This window comes from Novosphingobium sp., assembly GCF_036820275.1.
Taxonomy (GTDB): Bacteria; Pseudomonadota; Alphaproteobacteria; order Sphingomonadales; family Sphingomonadaceae; genus Novosphingobium.
The window spans coordinates 93,973-119,937 of record NZ_DAISLT010000012.1 but is presented as its reverse complement, the minus strand read 5'-3'; the positions used below and the strand labels follow the sequence as shown (position 1 = coordinate 119,937).

The window sequence follows — 25,965 nt, the reverse complement described above, 5'->3', positions numbered from 1 at the left end:
GATGGGGTGGGAACCACGCGGTTCCCGCCCCATTTTTCATGCATGGCCCGCGATTTCTCCTGGATCAGACCCGAACCCTGGGGGATTTACGTCGTCCCCGCCGATTGCTGGATCGACCCCTCCCGCCCGGTCGATCGCGCCCTGGTGACTCACGGCCACGCCGACCACGCCCGCGGCGGTCATGGCGAGACGGTGGCCACGCCGGAAACGTTGGCGATCATGAAGCTGCGCTATGCTACATCCGAAGGCGCGGTGCCGGTCGCCTATAACGAAACGCTGAACCTCCGGGGCGGCGTTTCCGCCACGTTCATCCCCGCCGGGCATGTCCTCGGCTCGGCGCAGATTCTCCTCGAACATGCCGGCGAGCGCATCGTCGTCACCGGCGACTTCAAGCGCCGCGCCGATCCGACCTGCCCGCCTTTCGAAGTGACTCCCTGCGATGTTCTCATCACCGAGGCGACCTTCGGCCTGCCGGTCTTCCGCCATCCCCCGGTCGAGCACGAGATCGCCAAGCTGCTATCGGCCCTCGCCGCCAATCCCGAACGCTGCGTGCTGGTGGGTGCCTATGCGCTCGGCAAGGCCCAGCGCGTGATCGCCGAACTGCGCCGCGCCGGTCACCTGCAACCGATCTACCTCCACGGCGCGATGGAGCGCATGTGCCGTCTCTATGAGGATCTCGGCGTCGATCTCGGCGAACTGCGCCTGGTAAGCGAGACCGAGAAAACCGACCTCGTCGGAAGCGTGGTGATCGCACCGCCCTCGACCCTCAACGACCGCTGGAGCCGGCGCCTGCCCGATCCGGTCACCGCCATGGCCTCGGGCTGGATGCGGGTGCGCCAGCGCGCCCGGCAGCGCATGGTCGAACTGCCACTGGTGATCTCCGATCATGCGGACTGGGACGAACTGACGCAAACCGTGATCGATGTGAATCCCTCCGAGACCTGGATCACCCACGGCCGCGAAGAGGCCATGCTGCGGTGGTGCCAGCTAAATCAACGCCGGGCACGCGCCCTCGCCCTGGTAGGATACGAGGATGAAGATGATTAACGCCTCTGCGCGCGCCGGGCCGCCATTCCGAGGGTCTGGGGGATCATCCCCCAGGACTTCCTTTTTGTTCTAATGGAACGCTTCGCCGCCCTCCTGGACGCGCTGGTCTACACCCGCAGCCGCAACGCCAAACTGAAACTCCTGGCCGACTATCTGCGCGAGACTCCCGACCCCGATCGCGGATGGGCCCTGGCCGCACTGACCGACGGCCTGGACTTTCCCGCCGTAAAGAGTTCGACGATCCGCAACCTGATGAGCGAACGGATCGACCCGATGCTCTGGACGCTGAGCCGCGACTATGTGGGCGATTCGGCAGAGACCGCCAGCCTGCTCTGGCCCAATCCCGAAGAGATCGCGGAATCGCCCCCCACCGTGGGCGAAGCGGTAGACGCCCTCGCCCGCATGACCCGCGCCAATGTCATGACGGACCTACCCCACCTGCTCGACCGCCTCGATGCAGAAGGACGCTATGCCCTGCTCAAGCTGGCGACGGGCGCAATGCGGATCGGCATCTCCGCCCGCCTTGCCAAGACCGCCTTCGCGCAGGCCTTCGACGTGTCGGTGGAGGACGTGGAGGAGCATTGGCACGGCCAGCAACCACCCTATCTCGCCCTGTTCGACTGGGCGGCGCACGGCGCGGCGGCACCTTCGTCCGAGGACCTGCCGCTGTTCCGTCCCTTCATGCTCGCCCATCCGCTGGAGGACACGCAACTAGACCTTGCCGACTATGCCGCCGAGTGGAAGTGGGACGGCATCCGCGTGCAGGTGGTCCGGGTTGCCGGGGACACGCGTGTCTACTCCCGCTCGGGCGACGATATTTCCGGCACCTTCCCCGAGATCGCCGCCGCACTTCAGATAGACGCGGTGCTCGATGGCGAACTGCTGGTCCGGGGCGTCCATCAGGGCGGCGAGGAAGGCGGCGCGGCCAGCTTCAATGCGCTTCAGCAGAGACTCGGCCGCAAGCTGGTATCGAAGAAGATGCTGGCGGACTATCCGGCCTTCGTGCGCCTCTATGACGCGCTGATCGTCGAAGGCGAGGACTTGCGCCCCCTCCCCTGGCATGCGCGCCGGGCAAGGCTGGAAACGCTCGCCGCGCGCCTCGATCCCGAGCACTTCGACCTGAGCACCGTGATCCCGGCAGCGGACTTCGCACAGCTTGCCACGATCCGCGAAGGCGCACGGGACAACGCCATCGAGGGCGTGATGCTCAAGCGCCGGGACAGTCCCTATGTCGCAGGGCGCAAGACCGGGCTCTGGTACAAGTGGAAGCGCGATCCACTGCTGATCGACTGCGTGCTGATGTATGCCCAGCGTGGCAGCGGCAAAAGGTCCTCGTTCTATTCCGACTACACGTTCGGCTGCTGGGACGGTGATCCAGACTCCGGTGCCGAGCTGCTGCCGGTCGGCAAGTCCTACTTCGGCTTTACCGATGAGGAACTGAAATGGCTCGATCGTTACGTCCGCAATCACACAGTCAACCGTTTCGGACCAGTGCGCGAGACGGACAAGTCGCTGGTGCTGGAAGTCGCCTTCGATTCCGTTCACCTCAGCAAGCGGCACAAGTCCGGCCTTGCCATGCGGTTTCCGCGAATCCACCGTATCCGCATGGACAAGCCCGCGCACGAAGCCGACCGGATCGAAACCCTCAAGGCCATGGTCCGGGATTGACCGCGATCAAGTTCCACGTGGAACAGATAGGCTAGGAAGACTTTCCTGCGCCTGAGAGAATCCCAATCGTGACCACACAGACCGAAGCTCCCGCCACCCCGCACGACCTGCTCGGCGGTGCGCCCGTGTTCGAAGCCATCGCCCATCGCTTCTACGACCTGATGGAGCAGGATCCTGCCTATGCGGAACTGCGCGCGATGCATGCCGAGGATCTGGAACCCATGCGCCGTTCGTTGCCCCGCTTCCTCGCCGGTTGGGCCGGCGGCCCGCGCGACTGGTTCGAAGCCAATCCCGGCAAGTGCATGATGAGCCTGCACCGGGATTTTGCGATTAGTCGGGCCACCGCCGAACAGTGGGCGGATGCCATGGCGCGGGCGATCGCAGACGTCGCGCCGGAACCCGCCAACGTGGCTCAGGCCATGACAGACGTCCTGACTCGCATGGCCCGAAGCATGGCGCGCTAATCCTTCCCCTCTCCGCTCCGGGGAGGAAGTTCCACGTGGAACTGTTTTTCGCGAGATGTGGCTCCGCGCAGCAATTCGACGCGGGAAGCGGCGACATCCAGCGCCGCCGCCAGCAGACTGCGGACCGCGTCGTTGGCCTTGCCGTCTTCCGGTTTGGCGCGGACTTTCACTTGGAGGCGGTCGCCGACGATCTCCACCGCCTCGACTTTCGCGCCGGGCGTGACGCGAACCGCCAAGCGCCCTTCCCCATCGACCAAGCCGCGCATCGCTTCGATCGGCGGTAGCGCAATCTTCGCCTTGGCCATCAGCCGGTCAGGCCCAAGGCCTCGGCATGACGGCGGCCATTCACGACGTAGCCTGCAACGCCCGCCCGGTTCCCCGCCATCGCCGCTTCGTCGAGATCCCGCAAATACTTTGCCGGGCGCCCCATCCAGAGCTGGCGCGCACCGATACGCTTGCCGGTAAGCTGCGCCCCGGCGGCCAACATGCCGTCGCACTCGATATGACTGCCGTCCATGACGATCGCCCCGAGACCGACGAAAGCCCGGTCTTCCAGCGTGCAGCCATGCACCATGGCCATGTGCCCGATCAGCACGTCCTCGCCGATCAGGGTCGGATAGCCGTCAGGCCGCGACGGCTTGGGACTGTCGCAGTGAATCACCGAGCCGTCCTGCACATTGCTCCGCGCGCCGATGACCACGCGGTTCACGTCCGCGCGGATCACGCAGTTGTACCAGATGCTGACGTCCGGCCCGATCTCGACATCGCCGATGATACGGCAACCCGGCGCGATGAAGGCGCTGGAGTGAATGCGCGGCGCCTTGCCGTGGAAGGCTGCCACGGTGATATCGGTTCGGTCCTGACTCATTGTAGCTCTCCCCGCCGCGCCCGTCAGCGCGGCTGCGCGGCCCATTCCTCGCGCGTAATCGAATAGACGATAGTGCGGCGCAGCGGCGGCTCGAAACGCACGTCGTCGTAGTCGAGTTCCTCGCGCCGCCGCATACCGAGCCTGCACATCAGGCCCCAACTCGGCGCGTTCTCGATCACGGTGATGGCGAACACTTCCTCCGCGTCGAACCGGTCGAAACCGGCATCGAGCGAAGCCGTGGCGGCTTCCCGCGCGTAGCCCTTGCCGTGCGAATCGCTGCGCAGGCGCCAGCCGATCTCGAACGCGCCGAGGAACGAAGCCCCCGGCGCGTCGATCTTCTTGAGGCCGCAGAATCCCAGCATCTCGCCGGAGAGATCGCCGCCGTCGGCCTTGCGCTCGACGATCCAGAAGGTGTGGCCGTAGCTTTCATGAAAGCCCATTATGCGGCCTTCAAAAGTCGCGAGCCGCTCCACGTCCATCACGCCGCCCAGCCAGCGCATGACTTCAGGCGTATTGGTGACTTCCGCGAAGCGCGCGATATCGCCCGGCCGCCAGTTGCGCAGCACGAGGCGATCGGTCTCCAAGCGGAAGTCCGTCATGTCATGCCTTTCGGAGCAAGCGCGCGGCGTGAACCGCGTGGTAGGTCAACACGCCCGAGCAGCCCGCGCGCTTGAAGGCCAGCAGAGTTTCCAGCACCATGGCGTCACGGTCCGCCGCCCCGGCCGCCACTGCCGCCTCGATCATCGCGTATTCGCCGGAGACCTGATAGGCGAAGACGGGAACCTCGAACGTCTCCTTCACCCGGCGCACGATGTCGAGATAGGGCAGGCCGGGCTTGACCATGACGCTGTCGGCGCCCTCGGCCAGATCCAGCTCGACCTCGCGCAGCGCTTCCTCGGTGTTGGCCGGGTCCATCTGGTAGGTCTTCTTGTCGCCCTTCAGCAGGCCGCGCGTGTTCACCGCATCGCGGAACGGGCCGTAGAACGCAGAGGCGTACTTCGCCGCATAGCTCATGATCTGGACGTTGACGAAACCCTCGTCCTCCAGCGCATCGCGGATGGCGCCGATGCGGCCGTCCATCATGTCCGACGGGGCGATGATGTCCGCCCCTGCCCGCGCCTGATTCAGCGATTGGCCGACCAGCACCTCGATCGTCTCGTCATTGAGGACATAGCCGTCCTCGCCCAGCAGCCCGTCCTGGCCGTGGTTGGTATAAGGATCGAGCGCCACGTCGGTCAGCAGGCCGATGCGGTCGCCGAGTTCCGCACGAATGGCACGCAGCGCACGGCACATCAGGTTGTCGGGATTGAGCGCTTCGACGCCATCGTCGCTGCGGCGTTCGGGCTGGGTATCGGGGAACAGGGCGAGGCAGGGAATGCCGAGATCCGCGGCTTCCCTCGCCCGCTCGACGAGAAGATCGACCGACCAGCGCGAGACTCCGGGCAGCGAGGAAATCGGTTGCTCGACGCCCTCGCCCTCGGTCACGAAGACCGGCCAGATGAGGTCGGCGGGGGTGAGCACCGTTTCGCGGTGCATGGCGCGGCTCCAGGCCGTGGCGCGCGCGCGGCGCAGGCGGGTGTGGGGATATGCTCCGGTCATGGCCGGTGTGATTGCCGGAAAAGTCCGGTGGGTTCAATGTGACGGACTGTCCTAGAGGGATACTCTTTAAGGCCCGCTCAGGCTGAGCCTGTCGAAGCCCCTTGCGACGAGGCGCCATGTCTCCCATCCTTCGACAAGCTCAGGATGAGCGGCGCTTTAAATCGGAAGGGCGCTCGCCTACTCCGTAACCCCCGGCGCCAGTCGGTCGATCTCGCGCTGGGCATCCGCCGGGGCTTCGGCAGGCGCCGCGATCATGCCGAGCGCTTCGCCCGGCTGCACGCCGAGCATGGCATTCAATCTGGCGCGGAAGGCGTCCTTCTCCTTGCCGTCGATTTGCGGACGCGCAATGAAGCGCAGCCCCGCCGGATTGATCGTCTGGCCGCCGCGATAGGCCTCGAAGTGGAGGTGCGGTCCGGTGGAAAGCCCGGTCGAGCCGACATAGCCGATCACCTGCCCTGCCCTGACCCGTGTTCCACGTGAAACGGCGATGCGACTCATATGGCCGTAACCGGTATCGAGCCCGCCGCCGTGACTCAGCCGCACATAGTTGCCGTGCCCGCCGTGGCGTCCCGCGAAGTTCACCACGCCGTCCGCCACCGCATAGATCGGCGAGCCATAGCGCGCGCCGTAATCGATACCCGCATGCATGCGCACGAAGCCGAGAATCGGATGGCGGCGCTTTCCGTAGGGCGAGGTCATGTGCCCCGCCACCGGCATGCCGCCCGGCGCGCCCTGCGCCTGGGTCAGTGCGGAGGAGGCGATCATCTCGCCCTGCTTGCCCCAGCGCAGCAATTGGACGCGCGGCTTGCCGCCGTGGTCGAGCCCGGCATAGAGCAAGTCGCCCACCTCGCGCTCGCCCTTGGCCGAGCGCTTGTAGGCGACGACGATATCGAACTGGTCCTGCGCAGCGATGTCGCTTTCCAGGCTGAGATACTTGTCGATCGCGCGCAGATAGGACTGAATCGCCCCGACCGGCGCCCCGGCATTGCGCGCCGAACGATAGAGGCTGGAGCCGACCGTGCCGCGAATGCGCAGCGGCGTCTCGTCCACCCGGATTGGATGGCGCACCAGCGCGAGTCCGCCGGGACGGCGCTCCACCGAAAGGTCGAGATCGAAACGCGCGCGGAAATCCATCGAATCGAGCGCGCGCGGCGCTCCCGGAGTCGAGCGGCGGCCCATGGTGATATCGAAGCGCGTGCCCGAGGCGAGATCGTCCACCGGCACGGCCTGACTCACCAGTTCGGTGATCTGCGCCAGATCCGCCCCGCCCACGCCGACGCGCTCCAGCATGCGGCCGAAACTGTCGCCCTGCCCCAGCGTCGAGACGAGCTGGACCGAAGGCCGATCGGGCACATTGGCAAGCGGCCGCACCAGCGGACTCGCGCCCATGTGGCGGCCGCTGTCGGCACCGAACGCGAGCGGAGAAATGGTCTGGCTGCGAAACTCGTCGCGGCTGCGATTCGCCAGCGGCGTGGCGGCCTCAACCGCCGAGAAATCCGGTCCCATCGCGAAAGCCGCGGCGCCCAGCCCCAGCATCGTCGCGAGGCCCCGGAACCAGCGGCGGCTGCCGATATCGCAGGCGAGGTCCGGCGCGATCTCCACGTCGTGGCACCAGCGCTCGATACCGCGCTTCCAGCGCGCCAGTCTCGAAGGTTTTGCGGCAGCGGACCTCTCGGCATCTTTCAGCACCTGGTCATGCGAAAGCGCCGCGACGCGCGCGGTCTCTTCCCCACCCTGATCCAGTGCCTTGAACACGTGCCCCTGCCCATCTCTTCGGGAGTGCTGAAATCATGCGCCGGGCTGTTCCGATCCCGTGAAAAGCCCCAGTCCGAGGGGCTGCTTCTGCGCCCTCAAGGTTAACCTCCCGCTAATTCCGTGGATTTTCACCCTCCTTTCGACGAGCCGAGACTTGCGGGGGGCTGGAGGCAGTGCCACATTCAGCGGTAATGGTTCACGACCGGCATGCCTCGTCGCGAAAGGACGCCCCCAGCGGGGTGAAGGCGGTGCTCGGTCCTACGAATACCGGCAAGACTCACCTCGCCATCGAGCGTCTTTGCGCCCATTCCAGCGGGGCCATCGGCTTCCCGCTTCGTCTCCTTGCGCGCGAGGTCTACGACCGCGTCTGCAAGATAAAGGGCGAGAAGAGCGTCGCCCTGATCACCGGTGAGGAGCGCATCGAGCCTAAGGACGCGCGCTATCTGCTCTGCACCGTAGAGGCGATGCCGGTGACGGAGCGCAGCCTCGCCTTCGTCGCCATCGACGAAGCACAGCTCGGCGCCGACCGCGAACGCGGCCATGTCTTCACCGACCGCCTGCTCCATGCCCGCGGGCGCGAGGAAACGATGATCCTCGGCTCGGCGACGCTGGAACCGATGGTGAAGTCCCTGGTTCCCGATGTCGAAGTGGTCACTAGGCCGCGCTTCTCCACCCTCAGCCATGCCGGGGCGAAGAAGCTCTCGCGCATACCGCCCCGCAGCGCGATCGTCGCCTTCTCGGCCGAGCAGGTCTACGCCATCGCCGAAATGCTGCGCCGTTTCCGGGGTGGTGCGGCCGTGGTCATGGGTGCGCTCAGCCCGCAGACGCGCAATGCCCAGGTCGCGCTCTACCAGTCGGGCGAGGTCGACTACCTCGTCGCCACCGACGCGATCGGCATGGGCCTCAATCTCGATGTCGAGCATGTCGCCTTCGCCGGACTCTCCAAGTTCGACGGGCAGCGCCACCGCCGACTCACCACATCCGAAATGGCCCAGATCGCCGGTCGTGCGGGACGCCACCAGAAGGACGGCACCTTCGGCACCCTCACCGGCTCCGGCGGGCACGATTCCGAATTCGAACCGGACGAGGTCTACGCGATCGAGGAACACCGCTTCCCGCCGCTGACCAGACTGTTCTGGCGCGATCCGGAACCGCGCTTCGACAGCGTGGCCACGCTGATCTCCGATCTCGAAACGCCGCCGGACCGCGAAGGACTCGTCCTCGCCCCCGAAGCGATCGACCTCGCGGTGCTCAAGCGCCTCTCCGAGGACGGCACGGTGATGGACAGCCTGCGCGGCCACGCCATGGTGCGCCGTTTCTGGGAAGTCTGCCGCCTCCCCGATTTCCGCCAGCAGGGCGTGGAGACTCATTCGCGCTTCGTCTCCCGCCTCTGGCAAGACCTCAGGAACGGCGAACTCGGCGCCGACTACATGGCGCAGCAGATCGCCCGGCTCGACCTGACCGGCGGCGATATCGACACCTTGCAGGGCCGCATCGCCGCAATCCGCTCCTGGGCCTATATTGCCCAGCGCCCGGACTGGGTGCTGGCCCGCGAGGAAATGGCGGCGCGTGCCCGTGCCGTTGAGGCTCGCCTTTCCGATGCCCTCCATGGCAAACTCACCGAACGATTCATCAATCGCAGGACCGCCGTGCTCATGAAAAAACTCGGCCCCGATGCCGGACTGCTCTCGGTCCGCCTCGAAGACGCGGAAGTGCTGGTGGAAGGCGAACACATCGGCTCGCTGCACGGCTTCGCCTTCCAGGTCGATCCCGCTGCCCGCCATTCCGACCGCAAGCTGCTGCTGGCCGCTGCCGAGCGCCACTTGCCCGCCCTGCTCCAGTCGCGCGCCGAAGCACTGACCGCCGCCGTCCACGAAGGCGTGGCACCGCTGGCGCTGGAAAACGGCAAGCTGAGCTGGGACGGCGAGAAGATCGCCGCGCTTTCCGCCGGCCGCTCGCTGCTGGCCCCGGTTCTGGTGCCCGATCGCGTGCTAGACGCGATTCCCGCCCCGGCCCGCAAGACGCTGGTCGCCGCACTCGAGGCCTGGCTGGAAACCGCGCTGGAACCCCTCGCCCCGCTGGCGAAGCTGGACGAGGCGAGCCGCACCGAAGAGGCCGGACCGGACCTCCGCGCGCTGCTCATTACCCTCGTCGACCGCGGCGGCATGATCGCCCGTGACGGCTCCGGCGTGGACCGGCTCGACAAGGCCCGCCGCACGATGCTCGCGAAGCTCGGCGTGCGCGTGGGCGCGCTCGACCTGTTCCTGCCCGCCATGCTGCGCCCCGCCCCGATCGCGCTCTGGCGCCAGCTCGCCAAGATAGCGGACAAGGACATATCCAAGGGCAGCGGCGGCGAACCCGATGCCGCCATGCCGCCGACGATGGACGCCACCAAACGCCACAAGGCGCCCGGCTATCGCAACCTCGGCAAGCAGCTCGTCCGTCTCGACATCGCCGAGAAGCTGCTGCGCGAGGCGCATGAGGCGCGCTCCGCCGCCAGCGGCCACAAGGGACCCTCGCGCTCGTTCTCGCTGGATCCGGCCCGCGCCGTGTCGATGGGCCTGACCACCGCCAGCTACGCCCGCCTGCTGCGCTTCGGCGGCTTCCAGGCGATGATGCCGCGTCCGCTTCCCGAAGGCGCGCATGGTGCCCCCGCCCCGGTGCGGTGGCGCTGGCGCCCGCCGCAGCGCGAACGCGAGGCCGAAGTCACCACCCCAGCCCCGAAGCGCAGCGACAGCGCCTTTGCGGCGCTCGGCGAGTTGCTCGGCAGATAGAAAGGGAGGAGCGGGACAGGCATGAGGATCGACAAGCTTCTCTGGTTCCTGCGTCTCGTCAAAACGCGGCCCCTCGCCCAGACCATGGCGGAAGAAGGCCACATTCGGCTCAACGGTCGCCGGGTGGAACGCGCCCATCAGAAGGTCGCCGTCGGAGATATTCTGACCGTGCCGACAGCTGGAGGCGTCCGGGTGATAGAAATCCTATCCCTTCCAGACCGCCGCGGACCGGCTCCCGAAGCCCAAGCCTGCTATAGAGTGCTTGACGCGGGGGCAGATGTTCCCATAGCAGCGGCCAACCGAAACGAGGCCTTCTAAGAGGAATACGCAGCCATGACCTATGTCGTCACCGACAATTGCATCCGGTGCAAGTACATGGATTGCGTCGAAGTCTGTCCGGTGGACTGCTTCTACGAGGGCGAGAACATGCTCGTCATCAACCCCAGCGAGTGCATCGATTGCGGCGTCTGCGAACCGGAATGCCCGGCCGAGGCGATCCTGCCCGACACCGAGAGCGGCCTGGAGCAGTGGCTGGAGCTGAACGCCAAGTATTCGGCGGAATGGCCCAACCTCACGACCAAGAAGGATGCGCCGGAAGACGCCGACGCGATGCGCGGCGAAGAAGGCAAGCTCGAAAAATATTTCTCGCCCGAGCCCGGCGAAGGCGACTGATTGCTGCACTGCAACCTCGCCTGGGGAACCTGCTTTCCCCAGTGAATGAGGGACTTGGCGGGCCTTTTCGCCCCGCCCCGACAGACCTTGAGGCGAGCGACGGTTAACCGTCCGCTCGCCTCTGGTAATTTTGTCACATCGATGCTATATAATCCAGCAACTGCCCGGGCCTTCTGCCCGTCTGGCAGCATTTGCATTGCGAGGCAGGGTTCGAAAGCAAACGGCTGGGAGAGGTATCTGACCGGGCGGCGAAAGCGCTTTTGCGTTTTCAAGTCGCATCCACCCGGTTGTCTCTCACCGTAAGTATGGCAGCGAATCCTGCAGGTGAAAGGACGATACATGGCAACCAGGGCCGATGCCTTCGATGTTGGAGATTACGTCGTTTATCCCAAGCACGGCGTAGGCCGTGTGATCGAGCTCCAGAAGCAGGAAATTGCCGGGATGCAGCTCGACCTCTACGTGCTGCGCTTCGAGAAAGAGCGCATGACTCTTCGCGTTCCCGTAAACAAGGTCGAATCGATCGGCATGCGCAAGCTGTCGTCGGACAAGACCCTGCGCGAAGCACTCGACACGCTCAAGGGCAAGCCGAAGGTGAAGCGCACCATGTGGTCGCGCCGCGCCCAGGAATACGAAGCGAAGATCAATTCGGGCGACCTCGTGTCGATCGCCGAAGTGACCCGCGACCTGTTCCGCGCTGACGATCAGCCGGAGCAGAGCTACTCCGAGCGCCAGATCTTCGAAGCGGCTTCCTCACGTCTGGCCCGCGAACTCGCGGCCATGGAAAAGACCGATGAACCGGCAGCTCTGAAGAAGATCCTCTCGATCCTCAACGAGTACGCGCCGAAGTACTACGAGAGCGCTGAAGCAGTCTGATCAGACGCAGCGTCACCTCGCACGCAAGGGGGCCGCTTCCACACCGGAAGCGGCCCCTTTCGTTTTGCGGGATATTCATTGTGGTGACAGTCGCTTCGTGAGAGGGTCGCGCACGATGATTCAGCGCACCCTGCCCCTCCTCGCCCCCGCAGCGGCTCTGCTGCTCTCCGGCTGCCTCAGCACTGCCGGCAAGATCGTGACCGCCCCGGTGCGCGTTGCCGGGTCGGCCGTGGATGCTGTGACCACCAGCCAGTCCGAAGCCGACGAAAAGCGCGGTCGTCAAATGCGCAAGCAGGAAGAGAAGCTGGGCAAGATGCAGCGCCAGTACCAGAAGCACTTGCGCCAGTGCGACCGGGGCGACCGTGAGGCCTGCAACAAGGCCCGCGACGATTACGCCCAGATGCAGTACCTGATGCCGGGAGCGGCTCCGCAGCGGCGTTGAACAGCAGGCTCGAACTCAGGCTGCTGCCCGGTTCAACCTGTCATTGATTGCCGCACCGACGCCCTCGATCGGAATCGGCGCAACCGCAATGCGCAGCTGACTCGCCGCCGCGCCTTCGTGCAGCAACGCGTAGAGCCGCGAAGCCGCTTCGACGAGATCGCCTGAAGCGGACAGATTCGCATCCCCGGCAATTGCACCGAAGCCGATGTGGAATTCGTCCGCATCCGCGCTCGCCGCGTTCAGCCTGACCGGCTTGCCCGGTGCATAGTGGCTGGCGAGCTGCCCCGGCGCCTCGATAGCCTGCGACGTTACAGCGTCGTTCTCCGTGCCGAGTACCTGCCGGATCGCCTCACGCGAAATCGGTCCGGGTCGCAGAATCTGCCAGCGCCCGTCCTCACGCAAGGCGACGATGGTGGACTCGAGACCGGCTTCGCAAGCACCACCGTCCACGACTGCATCGACATTCGCCCCGAGTGAAGCGACGACGTGCTCGGCCTGCGTCGGACTCACGCCCCCGCTGCGGTTGGCGGAGGGCCCTGCTAGGGCCAGTCCGGAGTCTGCGATCACGGCCCGCATCAGCGGATGAGCGGGGCAGCGTAATGCCACGGTAGGTAGCCCTGCCGTCACCGCCGGAGCCACCGCAGCGCCTTCGCGCAAAGGCAGCACCATGGTCAGGGCGCCGGGCCAGAATGCTGTCGCCAGACACAATGCGCGCTCGTCCAGCACCGCCAGTTCCTGTGCGGCCGCCAGATCGGCAACATGGACGATCAGTGGATTGAAGCTGGGCCGCCCCTTGGCACGATAGATCGCCGCGACCGATTCATCGCGGTCGGCACGTGCCATCAGGCCATAGACGGTTTCCGTTGGCACCGCGACCAGCCTGCCCTGGCCCAGCAGCGCAGCAGCGCGTGCCACGCCGTCCTGATCGGGTGCCAGCAGTTCGGGTCCAAGGTTGCGCTCCATAGTTCGCCGCTATAGCCCAGAGACCCGAAAGCCAAGAAAAACCGCGCACCGGGCTTCCGGATGCGGGTCTCCCCCAGCCCCCAACGTTCCACGTGGAACAATACCCAGCCACAGGCGAAAAAAGATGGCCGCGCGGCGGTTTATCGAGCATCTGGTGCGCGAAGCCTTGGGCTACCCGCCCAAGGGCCCCGGAAAGGTGCGAGCCTTCTTCCACAAACGAGCGAAGAACCCAGAGCATGACCGACCAGACCGAAGTCCTCAGCCGCATTGCCGAAGCCCTCGAACGCCTTGCGCCTGCCCCCGCGCCGCAAGTCGATTGGCTGGCTCACCCCGCCTACGTCTGGACCGGCAGCGAGGCGCGCGGCGTGCCCGAACTGCTCGCCCCGCCGCTCGACCTGCTACGCGGCATCGAATCCCAGAAGGAGCGCGTGGTCGCCAATGTCGAGCGCCTCGCCGCCGGCTATGCCGCGCACGACATGCTGCTCTGGGGGTCGCGCGGCATGGGCAAGTCCGCGGTGATGCGCGCATCCATCCGTGCCGCCCAGGCCGCTCACCCCGGCCGCATCGCCCTCGTGCAGGTGGCACAGGAAGCCCTGCACGGCGTCACCGCCCTCTTCGCCCTGCTCGGCAAGGTGGATCGCCAGTTCCTGGTCTTCATCGACGACCTGGGCTTCGAGGAAAACGATGGCGCCGGTCCGCGCCTGCTGCGCTCCTGGCTGGAAGGCGGCGTCGAAGCCCGCCCGAACAACGTCCGCCTCGCCGTCACCGCCAACCGCCGGGCGATCGTCTCGCGCTCGATGTCGGAACAGGACGATCCCATCAACGCCCGCGACGTGGTGGACGACCGACTCGCGCTGGCCGACCGCTTCGGCCTCTCGATCGGCTTCCACAACTGCGACCAGCCCTCCTACCTCGCGATCATTGAGGGCTATACGCAGCAGTTCGGCCTGACCTTCGACGAGCACGACGCACTGGAATGGTCTCGCCGCCGTGGGGCACGCTCGGGCCGCGTGGCGTGGCAATACGTCACCGAAGTTGCGGGGCGTGCGGGGAAGATAATCTAAGGAAAGAACATGCAGGGGAGCAAAGCCCCCCTGCACCCCCATTACCGTCTAGGTCACGCGGACCAATGCCGCCCCGCGCCCATGGCTGCGTCGGGAGACATGGTGGCTGCGCCGCAAGAAGCGCACAACGCCTCTGCGCGCGCAACATCGACAATAACGGGGTCTGGGGCGATGGCCCCAGAATCATTCCCTTGTTCTACAAAAAAGGGGACCCGAAGGTCCCCTCTTCCGCTCAGTGCCCGGTAGGCAGCAGCTTGTCCGGCCCCTTGGTGAACCCGGCCTCCAGATTGCCGGTGGCTCCCGGAATCGTCGGATCCTTGATCTCCTCCAGCGGCTTCATGTGCTCCGTCACCACCGGCTTGATCGCGACGGAGGGCACAGCGCCCGGCGCCTGCACGCGCCAGACCACGCCTGCGGTATCGTCGCTTACGAGCAGGCTTCCGCTCTTGTCCCAGGCGAGCCAGGTCGGGCGGCCATGGGTATGCGAGCCGTCCTTCAGGAAGCCCGAGAGCACCGGAATCGGCTTGCCGTTCTGCGGATTACCGTTCTTGTCGAAGGGTACGAAAACCACGTCGTAGCCAACTGCCGGGCGACGATTCCAGGAACCGTGGCGGGCCACGAAAGCACCGTTCGCGAACTTGGCGCCCATACGGTTGCCGCCGTTCGCGAAGACCATGCCCAGCGTGCTGGCGTGGGCGCCCATCGCGTATTCGGGCTTACGGGTATATTCGAGCATGTAGGTCTGCATCGGCCACTGGACGCGCTCGTCGAACGTCGTCTTCCAGTAGATCCAGGGCCAACCGTACTGCGCGCCGACCGGAACGTTGGTCAGGTAGTCCGGCACGAGATCGGGGCCGAGCATGTCGCGCTCCTGCACCGTCGCCCACATTTCGCCGGTCGAAGGATTCCAGCCAAGGCCATTGGGATTGCGCATGCCCGCAGCGAACTGGCGGCGGCGCGCGGTGTCGACATCGATTTCCCAGATCGCGGCGCGGCCGGTCTCGGCTTCCATGCCGTCGTCGGCGATATTGGTGGCCGATCCGACCGCCACATAGAGCTGCTTGCCGTCCTCGCTCAGCAGGAGGTTACGCATCCAGTGATTACCGGCGGGCGGCAGATCCATCATCGTACGCAGCGGCTTGCCGTCCAGCTTGGTCGCACCGGGCTGGAAGGCGAATTCGAGAACCTTGTCGTGGTTGGCGATGTAGAGCTTACCGTCGCGGTAGGCCATGCCGGAGGGCGAATGCATGTCGGCGGTGCGGAAATCGAAGCGCTGCTCCGCCTTGCCGTCTCCGTCGGCGTCGCGCAGCAGCACGATCTTGTCGGGCGAAGGTTCTCCGGCACCGACTTTATTGAACATCCAGCCCATCACCATGCCGGTCAGGCCCTTGGGCTTGTTGCCGGCCGGGGCATTGGTTTCCGCCACCAGCACGTCGCCATTGGGCAGGGTGAGCATCGTGCGGGGATGATCGAGGCCTTCGGCGAAGCGGGCGACAGCCAGCCCCTCCCCTGCCTTCGGCGCCTCGTTGGCAGCCCAGCCCACGGTCTCGACCAGCTTGACGCTGGGGAGCCACTGCGGGTCCGGCTCGACCAGCTTGGGATCCTTGCCCACCGTATCGTCGAACGGCAGATCGGAGGTGTTGGAATACTGGGACCAGGCGATCGTACCGGCACCGACGAGAACGACGGCACCGAGAGCCAGGGCAGATTTGATGAGAATGGAGCGCATGCGCCTGAGATAAGACGCTACCGCCTAGGCGGCAACAAGGACTTGGAGTATCGGAGCATCTATGTACGACTTTGCTCCCCGGGGCGACCAGCCCAAGCCCGAACTCTACGCAGACCTCGTCACAGCCGCCAAGGCGCTCGTCGAGGGAGAACCCGACGGCGTGGCCAACATGGCCAACGTGGCCGCGCTGATCTGGCAGTTCCTGCCGAATCTCAACTGGGCGGGATTCTACCGCAACGTCGCGGACGAGCTGGTGCTCGGTCCCTTCGTCGGCAAGCCCGCCTGCATCCGCATTCCGATGGGCCGCGGCGTCTGCGGCACGGCGGCAGCGAGCGGCGAGACTCAGGTCGTGCCGGACGTCCACGCCTTCCCGGGCCACATCGCCTGCGATGCCGACAGCCGTTCGGAGCTGGTGGTGCCAGTGCTGCGTGACGGCAAGGTCGTGGCGGTCATCGATCTCGACAGCCCGGTCGCCGACCGTTTCGATGCCGAGGATGCCGCCGGTATCGAGGCTCTTGCCGCCATCCTCGCGGCATCGATCTGACCGTCTCTCTCCGGGACCGCCGATCGGTCCCGGAACCTTGGCCTTTCGCGGGTTATGGTGCTAAACGTCTTGTTAACAGACGCGGCTAATGCCCATAATCCGTGAAAAGGCCCTGCGAATGCGTTTCAACCTCTGCACCGCGAGTCTCGCCCTGGCTTTCTGCGCAAGCGCATCGACCGCTTCTGCCGCAGCTGACGATGCGGGAGCGGATTATGTGCAGGGATATTCAGCGCCCCCCGCCGCCCCCTCTATCCGCTACGAATTCGACCCCGCCCAACGCGATGCCTGGCTGGCGGACTGTCACCGGACGGTCGCTGCGAGCCGGCCGCGATCAGGAACCGTTCGTGAAGGCCAAGGCAACCACGGCGAGTGCGAAACCTATCTGGACGATTACCTCACCCGCTATCGGCAAGGCCAAGTCGCGGTGCCGGTACAAGGCTATGCCGCACCAGGTTATGCCTACGTCTATCCGGCGCAATATCATAACGCAGCGACCCAGCGCATGGTCTCGATTCCCGTCATCCAGGCCATCGACAGCGCTGGCGAGCCTATCGCCTATGCCGAAGACTCAGGCGTTCGCCCTGCCCGCCGCTCGATCCCCCGCCGCCAGACGGCACCTGCGGATATCTCGGTCGATTCCGAGAGCGCGCAGTAGCAGCAACGAAAAACGGCGCCCGAACCGAGATTCGAGCGCCGCATGAATTCCTGAAATTCGAAACGATTTAGATCGCCCCACCGGTCAGGCGCTGGCAGATCAGGTCGAGCTGATCGAGCGTGCCGTAGCGGATCGTTACCGTGCCGGACTTGGGATCGGCATCGGCGTTGATCTTCACCGGCAGTCCGAGGAACTCCTCGAGATGACTCTGCACGGCGACGATATCGGCATCCTCATGGGCACTGCGGGCCGTGCGGGCGCGGCGCGGCGCGACATCGCCGCGTGCCTTCTTGCGCACCAGCTTCTCGACCTCGCGAACCGACATCTGCTTGTTGATCGCAGCGTCGGCGATCTCCTCGGCATCGTCGCAGCCGATCAGCGCACGGGCATGGCCCATGGACAGGCTGCCCTTCTCCACCATCGAGATCACGCCGTCCGGAAGCGCAAGCAAGCGCTGGAAGTTGGCGACATGGCTGCGGCTCTTGTCGACCATGCGGGCGATCTCAGCCTGGGTCATGCCCTCGAACTCCGCGAGGCGGTTGTAGGCTCGTGCTTCCTCGATCGGATTGAGATCCTCGCGCTGGAGGTTCTCGATCAGGGCCAGTGCCATGACCTCACGCTCGGTGAGTTCACGGACGAGCGCCGGAATCTCGTGGAGCTGCGCCTTCTGCGCGGCGCGCCAGCGGCGTTCACCGGCGACGAGCTGATAGCGGCCGTTGTCCATCGGCCGCACGATGATCGGCTGAATCACGCCGCGATGGGCAATCGAGGCCGCCAGTTCCTCCAGCGCTTCCTCGTCGAAGATGCGGCGCGGCTGATCCGGGTGCGGCGTGATGTCGGCAATGGCGAGAACGGCAAGTCCCCCGGCCCGCGAGGCCGGACCCCGGCCCTCGGAACTTCCGGGAGCACCCAGCGGCTCTTCGCGGCGGGTCTCGCCCAGCAAGGCGCCCAGCCCACGACCGAGGCCTTTCGACTTGAGCTTAGACGCAGGCGTGGCTTTGTCTGTTCCGGTAGCCGCGGCGGCAGCGAGTGCGGGGGGTACGCTGATGCGGACGATCGATTCGTCGTTCATGCCGCTTTCCTCTTTTCGGGCAATCGGGTGATAAGTTCGCGCGCCAAGGCCATATAAGCCCGGCTGCCCGCGCAGGCATGATCGTAGATCAGGGCGGGCACGCCATGGCTGGGCGCCTCGGAAAGGCGCACGTTGCGCGGAATGGTGGTTTCGAAGACCAGCTGTCCAAGAACCGACCGCACATCCTCGGAGACCTGGTCGGTCAGGCGGTTGCGGCGGTCGAACATGGTGAGAGCAATGCCGATGATCCCGAGGTCGGGATTGAACCGCTGCTGCACCCGCTCCACCGTCTGGAGCAGCTGGCTAAGGCCTTCCAGCGCAAAGAACTCGCACTGGAGCGGCACCAGCAGGGTATCCGCCGCAGCCAGCGCATTGAGAGTCAGGAGGCCAAGCGAGGGAGGGCAATCGATCAGGCAGACGTCGTAGCCGAGATCGCTCCGCAGCGCGGTGCGCAGGCGGTTGGCGCGATCGTCGGCATTGACCAGTTCCACTTCCGCGCCGGAGAGATCGACGGTCGCGGCCAGCAGGTCGAGGTTGGGAATGCGGGTCGGCATCACGCAGTCCGCGACACGCGCCCGGTCCACGAGCACGTCATAGGACGTGTTATCGCGTTCGGAAGCCGAGATGCCGATGCCCGTCGAGGCATTGCCCTGCGGGTCGATGTCGATCAGCAGGGTTTTCCAGCCCGTGGCAGCAAGCGCCGTCGCGATGTTGATCGCGCTCGTGGTCTTCCCTACTCCGCCCTTCTGGTTGGCGATAGCGATACGGATCACTTGGTCATACCCTTCCTGTCGGCCAGCTTGCCGACAATGATGCCTGCCTGCGGGTCCGTCAGGGACTGTTCCACGTGGAACATGTGCCGCCACTTGCGAAGGTCTTCCAGTTCTTGCTTTGCCGAACGCCCTTTGGGCAACAGCCAAACCGTGTCGCTTGTGGAAAAACGTGCGGAAATTGTCAGAAGTTTTTCCAGCGGCGCAAAAGCGCGCGCGGAAATCACGCTGACCGGGAAGCTCTCGACCAGTTCGAGACGCTGGCCGGCAACGCGCGCATTGTCGAGGCCCATGGCGATGCGGGCGCGATCGAGCCATTCGATCCGCCGGTTACGCGATTCCACCATGACCACTTCGCACTCGGGCCGCAGCGCCGCGATGACGAGTCCGGGGAACCCGGCACCCGTCCCGAGGTCCAGCCAAGGACTCGATGTTTCACGTGGAACATAGGGCAGGAGCTGCGCGCTATCGACGATGTGCCGCAGCCAGACCTGTTCCAGGCTTGCCGCCGAGACCAGGTTCTGCTGCCGGTTTTCCTCGACCAGCATCGCGATCAGCGTCTCTAGCCGAACCCAGGCGGCTTCATCGCATTCGGGCAGTGCCCGCAACCATTCGCGTGTTTCGTCTTCGGTGGTGATCACGCCGCCTCCCTGCGGGCATGGACCAGCAGCGCCGCCAGCGCTGCCGGAGTAATTCCGGGAATCCGTCCCGCCGCCGCGAGATTCGCGGGGCGGGCCTTGCTCAGCCGCTCGACCATCTCGCGCGAGAGGCCGGGAATTTCGGCATAAGGAAAGTCATCAGGCAGCGGCAGCCCCTTGCTGGCCCGCAAGTCGCGCAACTCGCGCTCCTGCCGCTCCAGATAGGGCGCATAGGCGGCGTCCTCGACCATCTCCTCGACCAGCGCGGCATCGTCGAGCAAGGCGGCGTCGATCCAGGGGGATAGCCCGGCGAGGTCGACTCCGCCGAAACGCAGCCACTCGCGAACAGGCAGACGCCCGACATCAGCGCGGACCGGCAAACCGGCCTGGGCCAGTTCGTGCCCCGAAAGCGAGGTATCGAAAGCGGCATCGATCGCCGCCCGTTCGCCAAGTCGCCGTTCGAACCAGGCACGGCGCTCTACCCCCGCCGCGCCGATCTCGATGGCAAGCGGAGTGAGACGCGTCGAGGCGTTGTTGGCACGAAGGCGCAGGCGATATTCCGCGCGGGCCGTCAGCATGCGATAGGGCTCACTCACGCCGTGCAGGGTGAGATCGTCGATCATCACCGCCATGTAGCTGTTGGCCCGATCCAGCCCCGGTGCCGCACGGCCGAGAACCTCCGCCGCCGCATGCATGCCGGCGACGAGTCCCTGGGCCGCCGCTTCCTCGTATCCGGTCGTGCCGTTGATCTGCCCCGCGCAATAGAGGCCGGGCATGTCGCGCAGTTCCAGGCTGGTGCGCAGCGCGCGGGGATCGATATGGTCGTATTCGACGGCATAGCCGGGAACGACCATCTCCACCCGCTCCAGCCCGTCCATCGTGCGCAGCATCGCAAGCTGCACATCGGCGGGCAGCGAGGTGCTCACGCCGTTCGGATAGACCAGAGGGTTGTCGAGACCTTCGGGTTCGAGAAAGATCTGGTGCCCGTCGCGATCGGCGAAGCGGTGAATCTTGTCCTCGATCGAAGGACAGTAGCGCGGACCCGACGCTCCGATCGCGCCCGTGAACAGGGGCGAGCGATGGAGGTTCTCGCGGATCACCTCATGGGTGTGCGGATTGGTGCGAGTGATCGCGCAGAACACCTGCGGCACCGCGCGGCGGCGGCCATCGCGACCTTCCGCCATCGCCGACATCGTCCAGTCCTCACCGTCGGAAGGTTGCTCGTCGAGCCGCCCCCAATCGATGGTGCGGCCGTCGAGGCGCGGCGGTGTACCCGTCTTGAGGCGGGCCATCGGCAGAGCCGCCTCGCGCATCTGACTCGCCAGCTTCTGCGCGGAAGATTCGCCGATCCGGCCACCGGTCAGGCGCTCCTCGCCGCGAAACAGAGTCCCCCCCAGGAAGGTACCGGTACAGAGAACCACGGCGCGGGCATCGAGGCGGGTTCCGTCAGCCAGATCGATGCCGACCACCCTGCCCTGCTCGATCACCAGAGCCGCCGCTTCGCCCGCGATCAGAGTCAGATCGCCCTGCTGCTGGAGCAGACGATGAATCGCCGCCTTGAACAGCTTGCGGTCCGCCTGGACGCGCGGCCCCTGCACGGCGCTGCCTTTCGAGCGATTGAGCATGCGATAATGAATCGCCGCAGCATCTGCCGCGCGGGCAATGAGACCGTCGAAAGCGTCGACCTCGCGCACGAGATGGCCCTTGCCGAGACCACCGATGGCCGGATTACAGCTCATGGCGCCAACGGCGTCGAGGTCGAAACTCACGAGGCCGACACGCGCGCCCATGCGCGCGGCAACCGCCGCCGCCTCGCAGCCGGCATGGCCGCCGCCGATCACGATCACGTCAAAGGAATGCATGGACGACGCGCTTACCCGAAGCAGCGAGTCACGTCAAAGTCGTCCGAAATGTTTCACGTGGAACAGTGCTTATTTGCCGATACAAAACCGGCCGAACAGAGCGTCGAGCATGTCCTCCGTCGTGGCCCTTCCGATCAGGGCGTCGAAAGCGACCCTTGCCAGACGCAGCGCTTCAGCAACCAGAAGCGGGTCGCGCTCCAGCGTCGCATGGCCGAGTGCCCGCTCTGCCTCTGCCATCAGTGCATATTGCCTGCGGTTGAGAGCGGCCTCCCCGGGCTTCGGCATGGCGACAGAGGCCGTCTCGATAAGGTCCTTCCGCAAGGCGTCGAGACCTTCGCCGGTAACCGCCGATATCCGGTGGCGGGGCGACGCCTTGTGTTCCACGTGAAACACGTCGGCCTGCGGCGCGACTTCCCAGGCATCGTCCGGCCCCTCACCCTCCGGTCCCAGCCAGAGCACCAAATCGGCCTTGCTCAATTCCGCCAAGGCGCGGGAGATGCCGATGGCCTCGATCTCGTCGCCCGTCTCGTCCCGCAGTCCCGCCGTATCGCCGAACAGGAAAGGCACTCCGCCGATCGACACCGCCCGCGTGAGAACGTCGCGAGTTGTCCCTGCGAGAGGAGAGGTGATCGCCGCCTCGTCCTCGACCAGGGCATTGAACAAGGTGCTCTTCCCCGCATTCGGCGGCCCGGCGAGCACCACGCGGAAACCTTCGCGAAGCGCTTCGGCACGAGGGCGAGACAGCCATGCCTGAAGCTCGCCGCGAAGATCTGTCAGCCGCGACAGGAAATCCGAGGGCAAGTCGGAAACGTCATCCTCGTCACCGAAATCGAGCACGGCCTCGACCGCCGCCGAAGCGACAAGTACCCGGTCCCGCCACTGCTCGACCTGCCGAGAGAAAGCGCCGCCCGCCATGGCAAGCGCGCTGCGACGCTGAAGCTCGGTTTCGGCGGAAAGCAAGTCGGCCAGGCCCTCTGCCTCGGCGAGATCGATCCGGCCATGAGCGAAGGCCCGCCGGGTGAACTCGCCCGGTTCCGCTCGGCGCAAGCCGTCGAGATCGAGCAGCGCGGCCTCGACAGCAGCAACTACTGCCCTGCCCCCATGGAGGTGAAGCTCGGCAAGATCTTCTCCGGTCGCGGTATTTGGTCCAGGGAACCAGAGCACGAGCGCCTGGTCGAGCACCGCACCGTCTGTAGCCCGCAACGCGCGATAGCTTGCCCGACGCGGCTGCGGCAGCGTTCCCGAAAGCGCTGTGAGCGCGGCACCGGCAGCAGGCCCGCTAACGCGGACGACGCCGATGGCCGCAGGAGGAGAACCGCTGGAAAGCGCGAAGATCGTGTCGGACATGACCGGGCGCTACTCCAGAGCCGCCCTAAGGTGAACCCCTATCGGCCCGGATTCAGGAGTCCTTCTTGGGACTCATCGCCCCGCTCATCGCCATCGCGGCGCCGCTTTCGAGGAACTGCTGGAACAGCTTTAGCCCGAACTGGCCCATCGGCGCGACCTGCTTGCTGAGTTCCTGAAGCTGGTCGAAATTGCCCACGCCCTGCATCGCCTTGGCCAGCGCATCGACGTAGACGTCGTTCGCCTTGGTGACGTCAGGCAGACCGAGGAACCGCCGTGCTTCTTCAGGCGAGCATTCGACCTCGACATTGACCTTCATCACCGGTCTCCCATCTGGAATTCTGTGTCCTGCCTTACACATGGCGGTGGCAAAGTCCATCGCCCGTGCCTAACCTTGAATCAACGCCTGACAGGGCCGGAAGGCTCCAGGTCTATTCCCGCAGGAGACTTCCATGACCAATACCGAAATCCCGACGCTTGACGGCGACGGCCTGATCCCTGCCTATGTCGCCCGTCCCGAAGGCACCCCGCGCGGCGCGATCATCGTCCAGCAGGAAATCTTCGGCGTCGATCCCGGTATCCGCCGCAAGGCGGACAGCTGGGCGGCCAAGGGTTACCTTGCGGTTGCGCCCGACTCGTTCTGGCGCCAGAAGCCCGGCATCGAACTCAGCCCCTATGTCGAAGCGGAAATGCAGCAGGCCCTCGATCACATGATGGCCCATGACTTCGATCTCGGCATGCGCGATCTCGAAGCCGTGATTCACTGGATTCGCCGCGAGGAAGGCGTGCCGAAGGTCGGCCTCGTCGGATTCTGCATGGGCGGCAAGATCGCCTACATGGTCGCCGCACGCACCGATATCGACGCTTCGGTCGGCTACTACGGCGTGATGATCGATCAGATGCTGGGCGAAAAGCACGCGATCGCCCGCCCCCTGATGCTGCACATCCCCACCGCCGACCACTTCGTGGATGCCGCCGCACAGAAGGCGATTCACGATGGCCTCGACGACCATCCCCGCGTCACGCTCTGGGACTACGAAGGCCTCGACCACGGCTTCGCCGCCGAGATCGGCGCCCGCCGCGACGAAGCCGGTGCCGAACTGGCCGACCAGCGCACCGCCCAATTCTTCGCGGAACACATCGGCTGATTCAAGGCAGCCCGGCCGGCGCCTTCCGGACGCGGCCGGGCCATTCGTACGACCGCACATTCAAGGACGTTCAGACAATGACCACCGGATACCGAATGATCGCCCGGACCCACGGCGGGCCCGAGGTGATCGAACGCGAGGACTTCGAGGTCCCCTCCCCCGGTCCCGGCGAAGTGCTGATCGAAACCGAAGCGGTCGGACTCAACTTCATCGATACCTACTACCGCAAGGGACTCTACGCCGATCCCCTGCCGATCAGCCTCGGATCTGAAAGCGTCGGCCGGATCGTCGCTCTGGGTGAAGGCGTGAGCGGATTCTCGATCGGCGAGCTTGTGGGGACCACCCATGCCGGAGGCGCCTACGCCACCCACCGCCTGATCGCAGCCACCAAGGCCATGCGGATTCCCGAAGCCATCGCGCCGGAGATCGCCGCTGCCGTGATGCTCAAGGGCCTGACCGCCTGCTACCTCGCCGAAGACACCTTCCCTGCCGAGAAGGGCCACGTCGCGCTGGTACACTCGGCAGCGGGCGGCGTCGGCTCGCTGCTGGTCCCCTGGCTGCTCGACCGCGGCGTGACCGTCATCGCCCATTCCGGCAGCGCGGAGAAAGCCGCGCAGGTCCCCGGCGAGCATTCGCTCCACTGCGACTTCAACGACCTTCCCGAAGCCGTGCGAGAAATCACCGGCGGCGAAATGTGCCATGTCGTCTACGACGGCGTCGGCGCAGCCTCGTGGTCCGTCTCGCTTGCCTCGCTGCGCAGGCGCGGATTGATGGTGACTTACGGCAATGCCTCCGGCCCCGTACCGCCGCTGCCGCCGCTCGACCTGATGAAGGCAGGGTCGATCTATCTTACCCGTCCGACTCTTGCGGACTACATCGCGACGCCGGACCAACTCGCGACCAACGCGAAGAAGCTGTTCGAGCGGATCGCCGCGGGGATTCTCAAGCCGCACATCGGGCAGACCTTCAGGCTGGAACAGGCCGCAGAGGCGCACCGGGCGCTGGAGTCTCGGGCTACCACCGGGTCTACGGTATTGATTCCCTGAAGAGATTAAGGGGGAAGAGCAGGGGTTATTACCCCTGCACCCCGTTACCGTCTGCGTGGCGCGCCACCTATCCGTTCAGCGCCCATGGCTGCGTCGGGAGTCGATTGGCTGCGCCGCAGGGAGCGCGATACGGATAGGTCGGGCGCAACGACGACATTCCGAGGGTCTGGGGGATCTCCTGAGCTTGTCGAAGGGCCCCAGGACTTCTTAGCTGAAAAGAAAAAGGGCCCGGAAACCCGAGCCCTCTTCCATCAGATCAGAGTGACGATCCCTAGCTGCGGATCGACCCACCCTTCGTAGATCATCTTCGCCGCCACGTAGAGGATCACCGCGAGACCGACCCAGGCGATCCAGCGATAGCGCTCGATGTACTTGGCGATGAAATTCGCGGCCACGCCCATGAGGGCCACGGCAAAGACCAGCCCGACGATCAGGATTCCCGGATGCTCGCGCGCCGCACCGGCCACGCCGAGCACGTTGTCGATCGACATCGAGATATCCGCCACCGCCACCGAGATCGCCGCCCCGAGGAAGCTCTTGGCGGGCTTCACGCCGGAGTGCTCGTCGCCTTCGATCTCGGGCGAGCCCGGAGAGTGGACGCCCGCATGAAGCTCACGGTACATCTTCCATGCCACCCACAGCAGCAGCAGGCCGCCCGCGAAGATCAGGCCGACGATTCCCAGCAGCCATGTCACCATCAGCGCGAAGCCGATGCGAAGGACCAGCGCCGCGATCACGCCGATGGCGATGACCTTCTTGCGCTGGTCGGCCGGGAGTCCGGCGGCGAGAGCACCGACGACGATGGCGTTGTCGCCTGCCAGCACCACGTCGATCATCAGCACCTGCAAGAACGCCGACATTGCTGCCGGCGTCCCAAGGTTCGAAAAATCGGTGACGATGTGCTGCCAGATCTCGGCGGGGCCACCCAAGGAGGATGTGGCCACCAGAGTCTGAAGAATGCTCAAGCC

The 25,965-nt window shown here is 65.6% G+C and carries 27 protein-coding genes; 13 read left to right on the top strand and 14 right to left on the bottom strand.

Annotated features, from left to right (window positions below; all coding sequences use genetic code 11):
• Positions 1-42 precede the first annotated feature (42 nt).
• The 3 genes from V7066_RS12045 to V7066_RS12035 all read left to right on the top strand — a co-directional run bounded on the left by V7066_RS12045 (position 43) and on the right by V7066_RS12035 (position 3,179).
• Positions 43-1,047 carry a ligase-associated DNA damage response exonuclease gene (locus V7066_RS12045; RefSeq protein WP_334183272.1) on the top strand — a complete coding sequence of 335 codons (1,005 nt, stop codon included), beginning with the start codon at positions 43-45 and terminating at the stop codon, positions 1,045-1,047.
• A 72-nt stretch (positions 1,048-1,119) separates the two neighbouring features.
• Positions 1,120-2,715, top strand: a complete 1,596-nt coding sequence (locus V7066_RS12040; RefSeq protein WP_334183271.1) for a cisplatin damage response ATP-dependent DNA ligase — start codon at positions 1,120-1,122, stop codon at positions 2,713-2,715.
• 68 nt (positions 2,716-2,783) lie between these two features.
• Complete coding sequence (locus tag V7066_RS12035) at positions 2,784-3,179, top strand: group II truncated hemoglobin (RefSeq protein ID WP_334183270.1); 396 nt, start codon at positions 2,784-2,786, stop codon at positions 3,177-3,179.
• On the opposite strand, the gene V7066_RS12030 is transcribed toward V7066_RS12035, so the two are convergent.
• The 5 genes from V7066_RS12030 to V7066_RS12010 all read right to left on the bottom strand — a co-directional run bounded on the left by V7066_RS12030 (position 3,176) and on the right by V7066_RS12010 (position 7,401).
• Positions 3,176-3,484, bottom strand: a complete 309-nt coding sequence (locus V7066_RS12030) for a DUF167 domain-containing protein (RefSeq protein ID WP_334183269.1) — start codon at positions 3,482-3,484, stop codon at positions 3,176-3,178. The two genes, V7066_RS12035 and V7066_RS12030, sit on opposite strands and share 4 nt — an antisense overlap.
• Positions 3,484-4,047 carry a gamma carbonic anhydrase family protein gene (locus V7066_RS12025; RefSeq protein ID WP_334183268.1) on the bottom strand — a complete coding sequence of 188 codons (564 nt, stop codon included), beginning with the start codon at positions 4,045-4,047 and terminating at the stop codon, positions 3,484-3,486. The genes V7066_RS12030 and V7066_RS12025 overlap by 1 nt, the downstream gene beginning before the upstream one ends.
• Positions 4,048-4,070: 23 nt before the next feature.
• Positions 4,071-4,646 (bottom strand): GNAT family N-acetyltransferase, encoded by a 576-nt coding sequence (locus V7066_RS12020; RefSeq protein ID WP_334183267.1) that lies wholly within the window; start codon positions 4,644-4,646, stop codon positions 4,071-4,073.
• 1 nt (position 4,647) lies between these two features.
• Positions 4,648-5,646 (bottom strand): porphobilinogen synthase, encoded by a 999-nt coding sequence (gene hemB, locus V7066_RS12015; protein ID WP_334183266.1) that lies wholly within the window; start codon positions 5,644-5,646, stop codon positions 4,648-4,650.
• Between the two features lie 177 nt (positions 5,647-5,823).
• The gene (locus tag V7066_RS12010; protein ID WP_334183265.1) at positions 5,824-7,401 is read right to left on the bottom strand and encodes a M23 family metallopeptidase; all 1,578 of its coding nucleotides are present in this window, start codon (positions 7,399-7,401) and stop codon (positions 5,824-5,826) included.
• 191 nt (positions 7,402-7,592) lie between these two features.
• Here V7066_RS12010 and V7066_RS12005 point away from each other — a divergent pair, with 191 nt between their 5' ends.
• The 5 genes from V7066_RS12005 to V7066_RS11985 all read left to right on the top strand — a co-directional run bounded on the left by V7066_RS12005 (position 7,593) and on the right by V7066_RS11985 (position 12,162).
• Complete coding sequence (locus V7066_RS12005; protein WP_334183264.1) at positions 7,593-10,175, top strand: helicase-related protein; 2,583 nt, start codon at positions 7,593-7,595, stop codon at positions 10,173-10,175.
• A gap of 21 nt (positions 10,176-10,196) precedes the next feature.
• Positions 10,197-10,493, top strand: coding sequence for an RNA-binding S4 domain-containing protein (locus tag V7066_RS12000; protein ID WP_334183263.1), 297 nt, complete (start codon positions 10,197-10,199; stop codon positions 10,491-10,493).
• A gap of 15 nt (positions 10,494-10,508) precedes the next feature.
• Entirely contained in the window at positions 10,509-10,847 is a 339-nt protein-coding gene (gene fdxA, locus V7066_RS11995; protein ID WP_021234860.1) for a ferredoxin FdxA, read from the top strand.
• Positions 10,848-11,186: 339 nt separating this feature from the next.
• On the top strand, positions 11,187-11,720 hold the full coding sequence (locus tag V7066_RS11990; protein ID WP_021234861.1) for a CarD family transcriptional regulator: 534 nt from the start codon (positions 11,187-11,189) through the stop codon (positions 11,718-11,720).
• 115 nt (positions 11,721-11,835) lie between these two features.
• Positions 11,836-12,162 (top strand): DUF6726 family protein, encoded by a 327-nt coding sequence (locus V7066_RS11985; RefSeq protein WP_334183262.1) that lies wholly within the window; start codon positions 11,836-11,838, stop codon positions 12,160-12,162.
• A 15-nt stretch (positions 12,163-12,177) separates the two neighbouring features.
• Here the strand turns inward: V7066_RS11985 and V7066_RS11980 are convergent, their stop codons facing one another.
• A complete protein-coding gene (locus V7066_RS11980; RefSeq protein ID WP_334183261.1) occupies positions 12,178-13,125 on the bottom strand; it encodes an L-threonylcarbamoyladenylate synthase in 948 nt (315 codons plus the stop codon).
• Between the two features lie 236 nt (positions 13,126-13,361).
• Here V7066_RS11980 and V7066_RS11975 point away from each other — a divergent pair, with 236 nt between their 5' ends.
• Positions 13,362-14,189 (top strand): DUF815 domain-containing protein, encoded by an 828-nt coding sequence (locus V7066_RS11975; RefSeq protein WP_334183260.1) that lies wholly within the window; start codon positions 13,362-13,364, stop codon positions 14,187-14,189.
• Between the two features lie 232 nt (positions 14,190-14,421).
• Here the strand turns inward: V7066_RS11975 and V7066_RS11970 are convergent, their stop codons facing one another.
• Complete coding sequence (locus tag V7066_RS11970) at positions 14,422-15,918, bottom strand: PQQ-dependent sugar dehydrogenase (RefSeq protein WP_334183259.1); 1,497 nt, start codon at positions 15,916-15,918, stop codon at positions 14,422-14,424.
• Between the two features lie 61 nt (positions 15,919-15,979).
• Here V7066_RS11970 and V7066_RS11965 point away from each other — a divergent pair, with 61 nt between their 5' ends.
• Positions 15,980-16,462 (top strand): GAF domain-containing protein, encoded by a 483-nt coding sequence (locus V7066_RS11965; RefSeq protein WP_334183258.1) that lies wholly within the window; start codon positions 15,980-15,982, stop codon positions 16,460-16,462.
• 118 nt (positions 16,463-16,580) lie between these two features.
• Complete coding sequence (locus V7066_RS11960) at positions 16,581-17,117, top strand: hypothetical protein (RefSeq protein WP_334183257.1); 537 nt, start codon at positions 16,581-16,583, stop codon at positions 17,115-17,117.
• A gap of 67 nt (positions 17,118-17,184) precedes the next feature.
• Here V7066_RS11960 and V7066_RS11955 read toward each other — a convergent pair whose 3' ends face one another.
• The 6 genes from V7066_RS11955 to V7066_RS11930 form a co-directional block, all read right to left on the bottom strand.
• Positions 17,185-18,189, bottom strand: a complete 1,005-nt coding sequence (locus V7066_RS11955) for a ParB/RepB/Spo0J family partition protein (RefSeq protein WP_334183256.1) — start codon at positions 18,187-18,189, stop codon at positions 17,185-17,187.
• Complete coding sequence (locus V7066_RS11950) at positions 18,186-18,962, bottom strand: ParA family protein (RefSeq protein ID WP_334183255.1); 777 nt, start codon at positions 18,960-18,962, stop codon at positions 18,186-18,188. The genes V7066_RS11955 and V7066_RS11950 overlap by 4 nt, the downstream gene beginning before the upstream one ends.
• Positions 18,959-19,600: a 16S rRNA (guanine(527)-N(7))-methyltransferase RsmG gene (rsmG, locus tag V7066_RS11945; protein ID WP_334183254.1), complete on the bottom strand. Its 642-nt coding sequence runs from the start codon at positions 19,598-19,600 to the stop codon at positions 18,959-18,961. The genes V7066_RS11950 and rsmG overlap by 4 nt, the downstream gene beginning before the upstream one ends.
• On the bottom strand, positions 19,597-21,459 hold the full coding sequence (gene mnmG, locus V7066_RS11940; RefSeq protein WP_334183253.1) for a tRNA uridine-5-carboxymethylaminomethyl(34) synthesis enzyme MnmG: 1,863 nt from the start codon (positions 21,457-21,459) through the stop codon (positions 19,597-19,599). Before mnmG ends, rsmG begins: the two co-directional genes overlap by 4 nt.
• A gap of 69 nt (positions 21,460-21,528) precedes the next feature.
• The gene (mnmE, locus tag V7066_RS11935; RefSeq protein ID WP_334183252.1) at positions 21,529-22,806 is read right to left on the bottom strand and encodes a tRNA uridine-5-carboxymethylaminomethyl(34) synthesis GTPase MnmE; all 1,278 of its coding nucleotides are present in this window, start codon (positions 22,804-22,806) and stop codon (positions 21,529-21,531) included.
• 52 nt (positions 22,807-22,858) lie between these two features.
• Entirely contained in the window at positions 22,859-23,122 is a 264-nt protein-coding gene (locus tag V7066_RS11930; RefSeq protein WP_334183251.1) for a DUF6489 family protein, read from the bottom strand.
• A 133-nt stretch (positions 23,123-23,255) separates the two neighbouring features.
• On the opposite strand from V7066_RS11930, the gene V7066_RS11925 reads away from it, so the two are divergent.
• Positions 23,256-23,951 (top strand): dienelactone hydrolase family protein, encoded by a 696-nt coding sequence (locus tag V7066_RS11925; protein WP_334183250.1) that lies wholly within the window; start codon positions 23,256-23,258, stop codon positions 23,949-23,951.
• A 77-nt stretch (positions 23,952-24,028) separates the two neighbouring features.
• Complete coding sequence (locus V7066_RS11920; RefSeq protein WP_334183249.1) at positions 24,029-24,997, top strand: quinone oxidoreductase family protein; 969 nt, start codon at positions 24,029-24,031, stop codon at positions 24,995-24,997.
• Between the two features lie 251 nt (positions 24,998-25,248).
• Here the strand turns inward: V7066_RS11920 and V7066_RS11915 are convergent, their stop codons facing one another.
• Positions 25,249-25,962, bottom strand: coding sequence for a TerC family protein (locus tag V7066_RS11915; protein ID WP_334183248.1), 714 nt, complete (start codon positions 25,960-25,962; stop codon positions 25,249-25,251).
• Between the last annotated feature and the right edge of the window lie 3 nt (positions 25,963-25,965).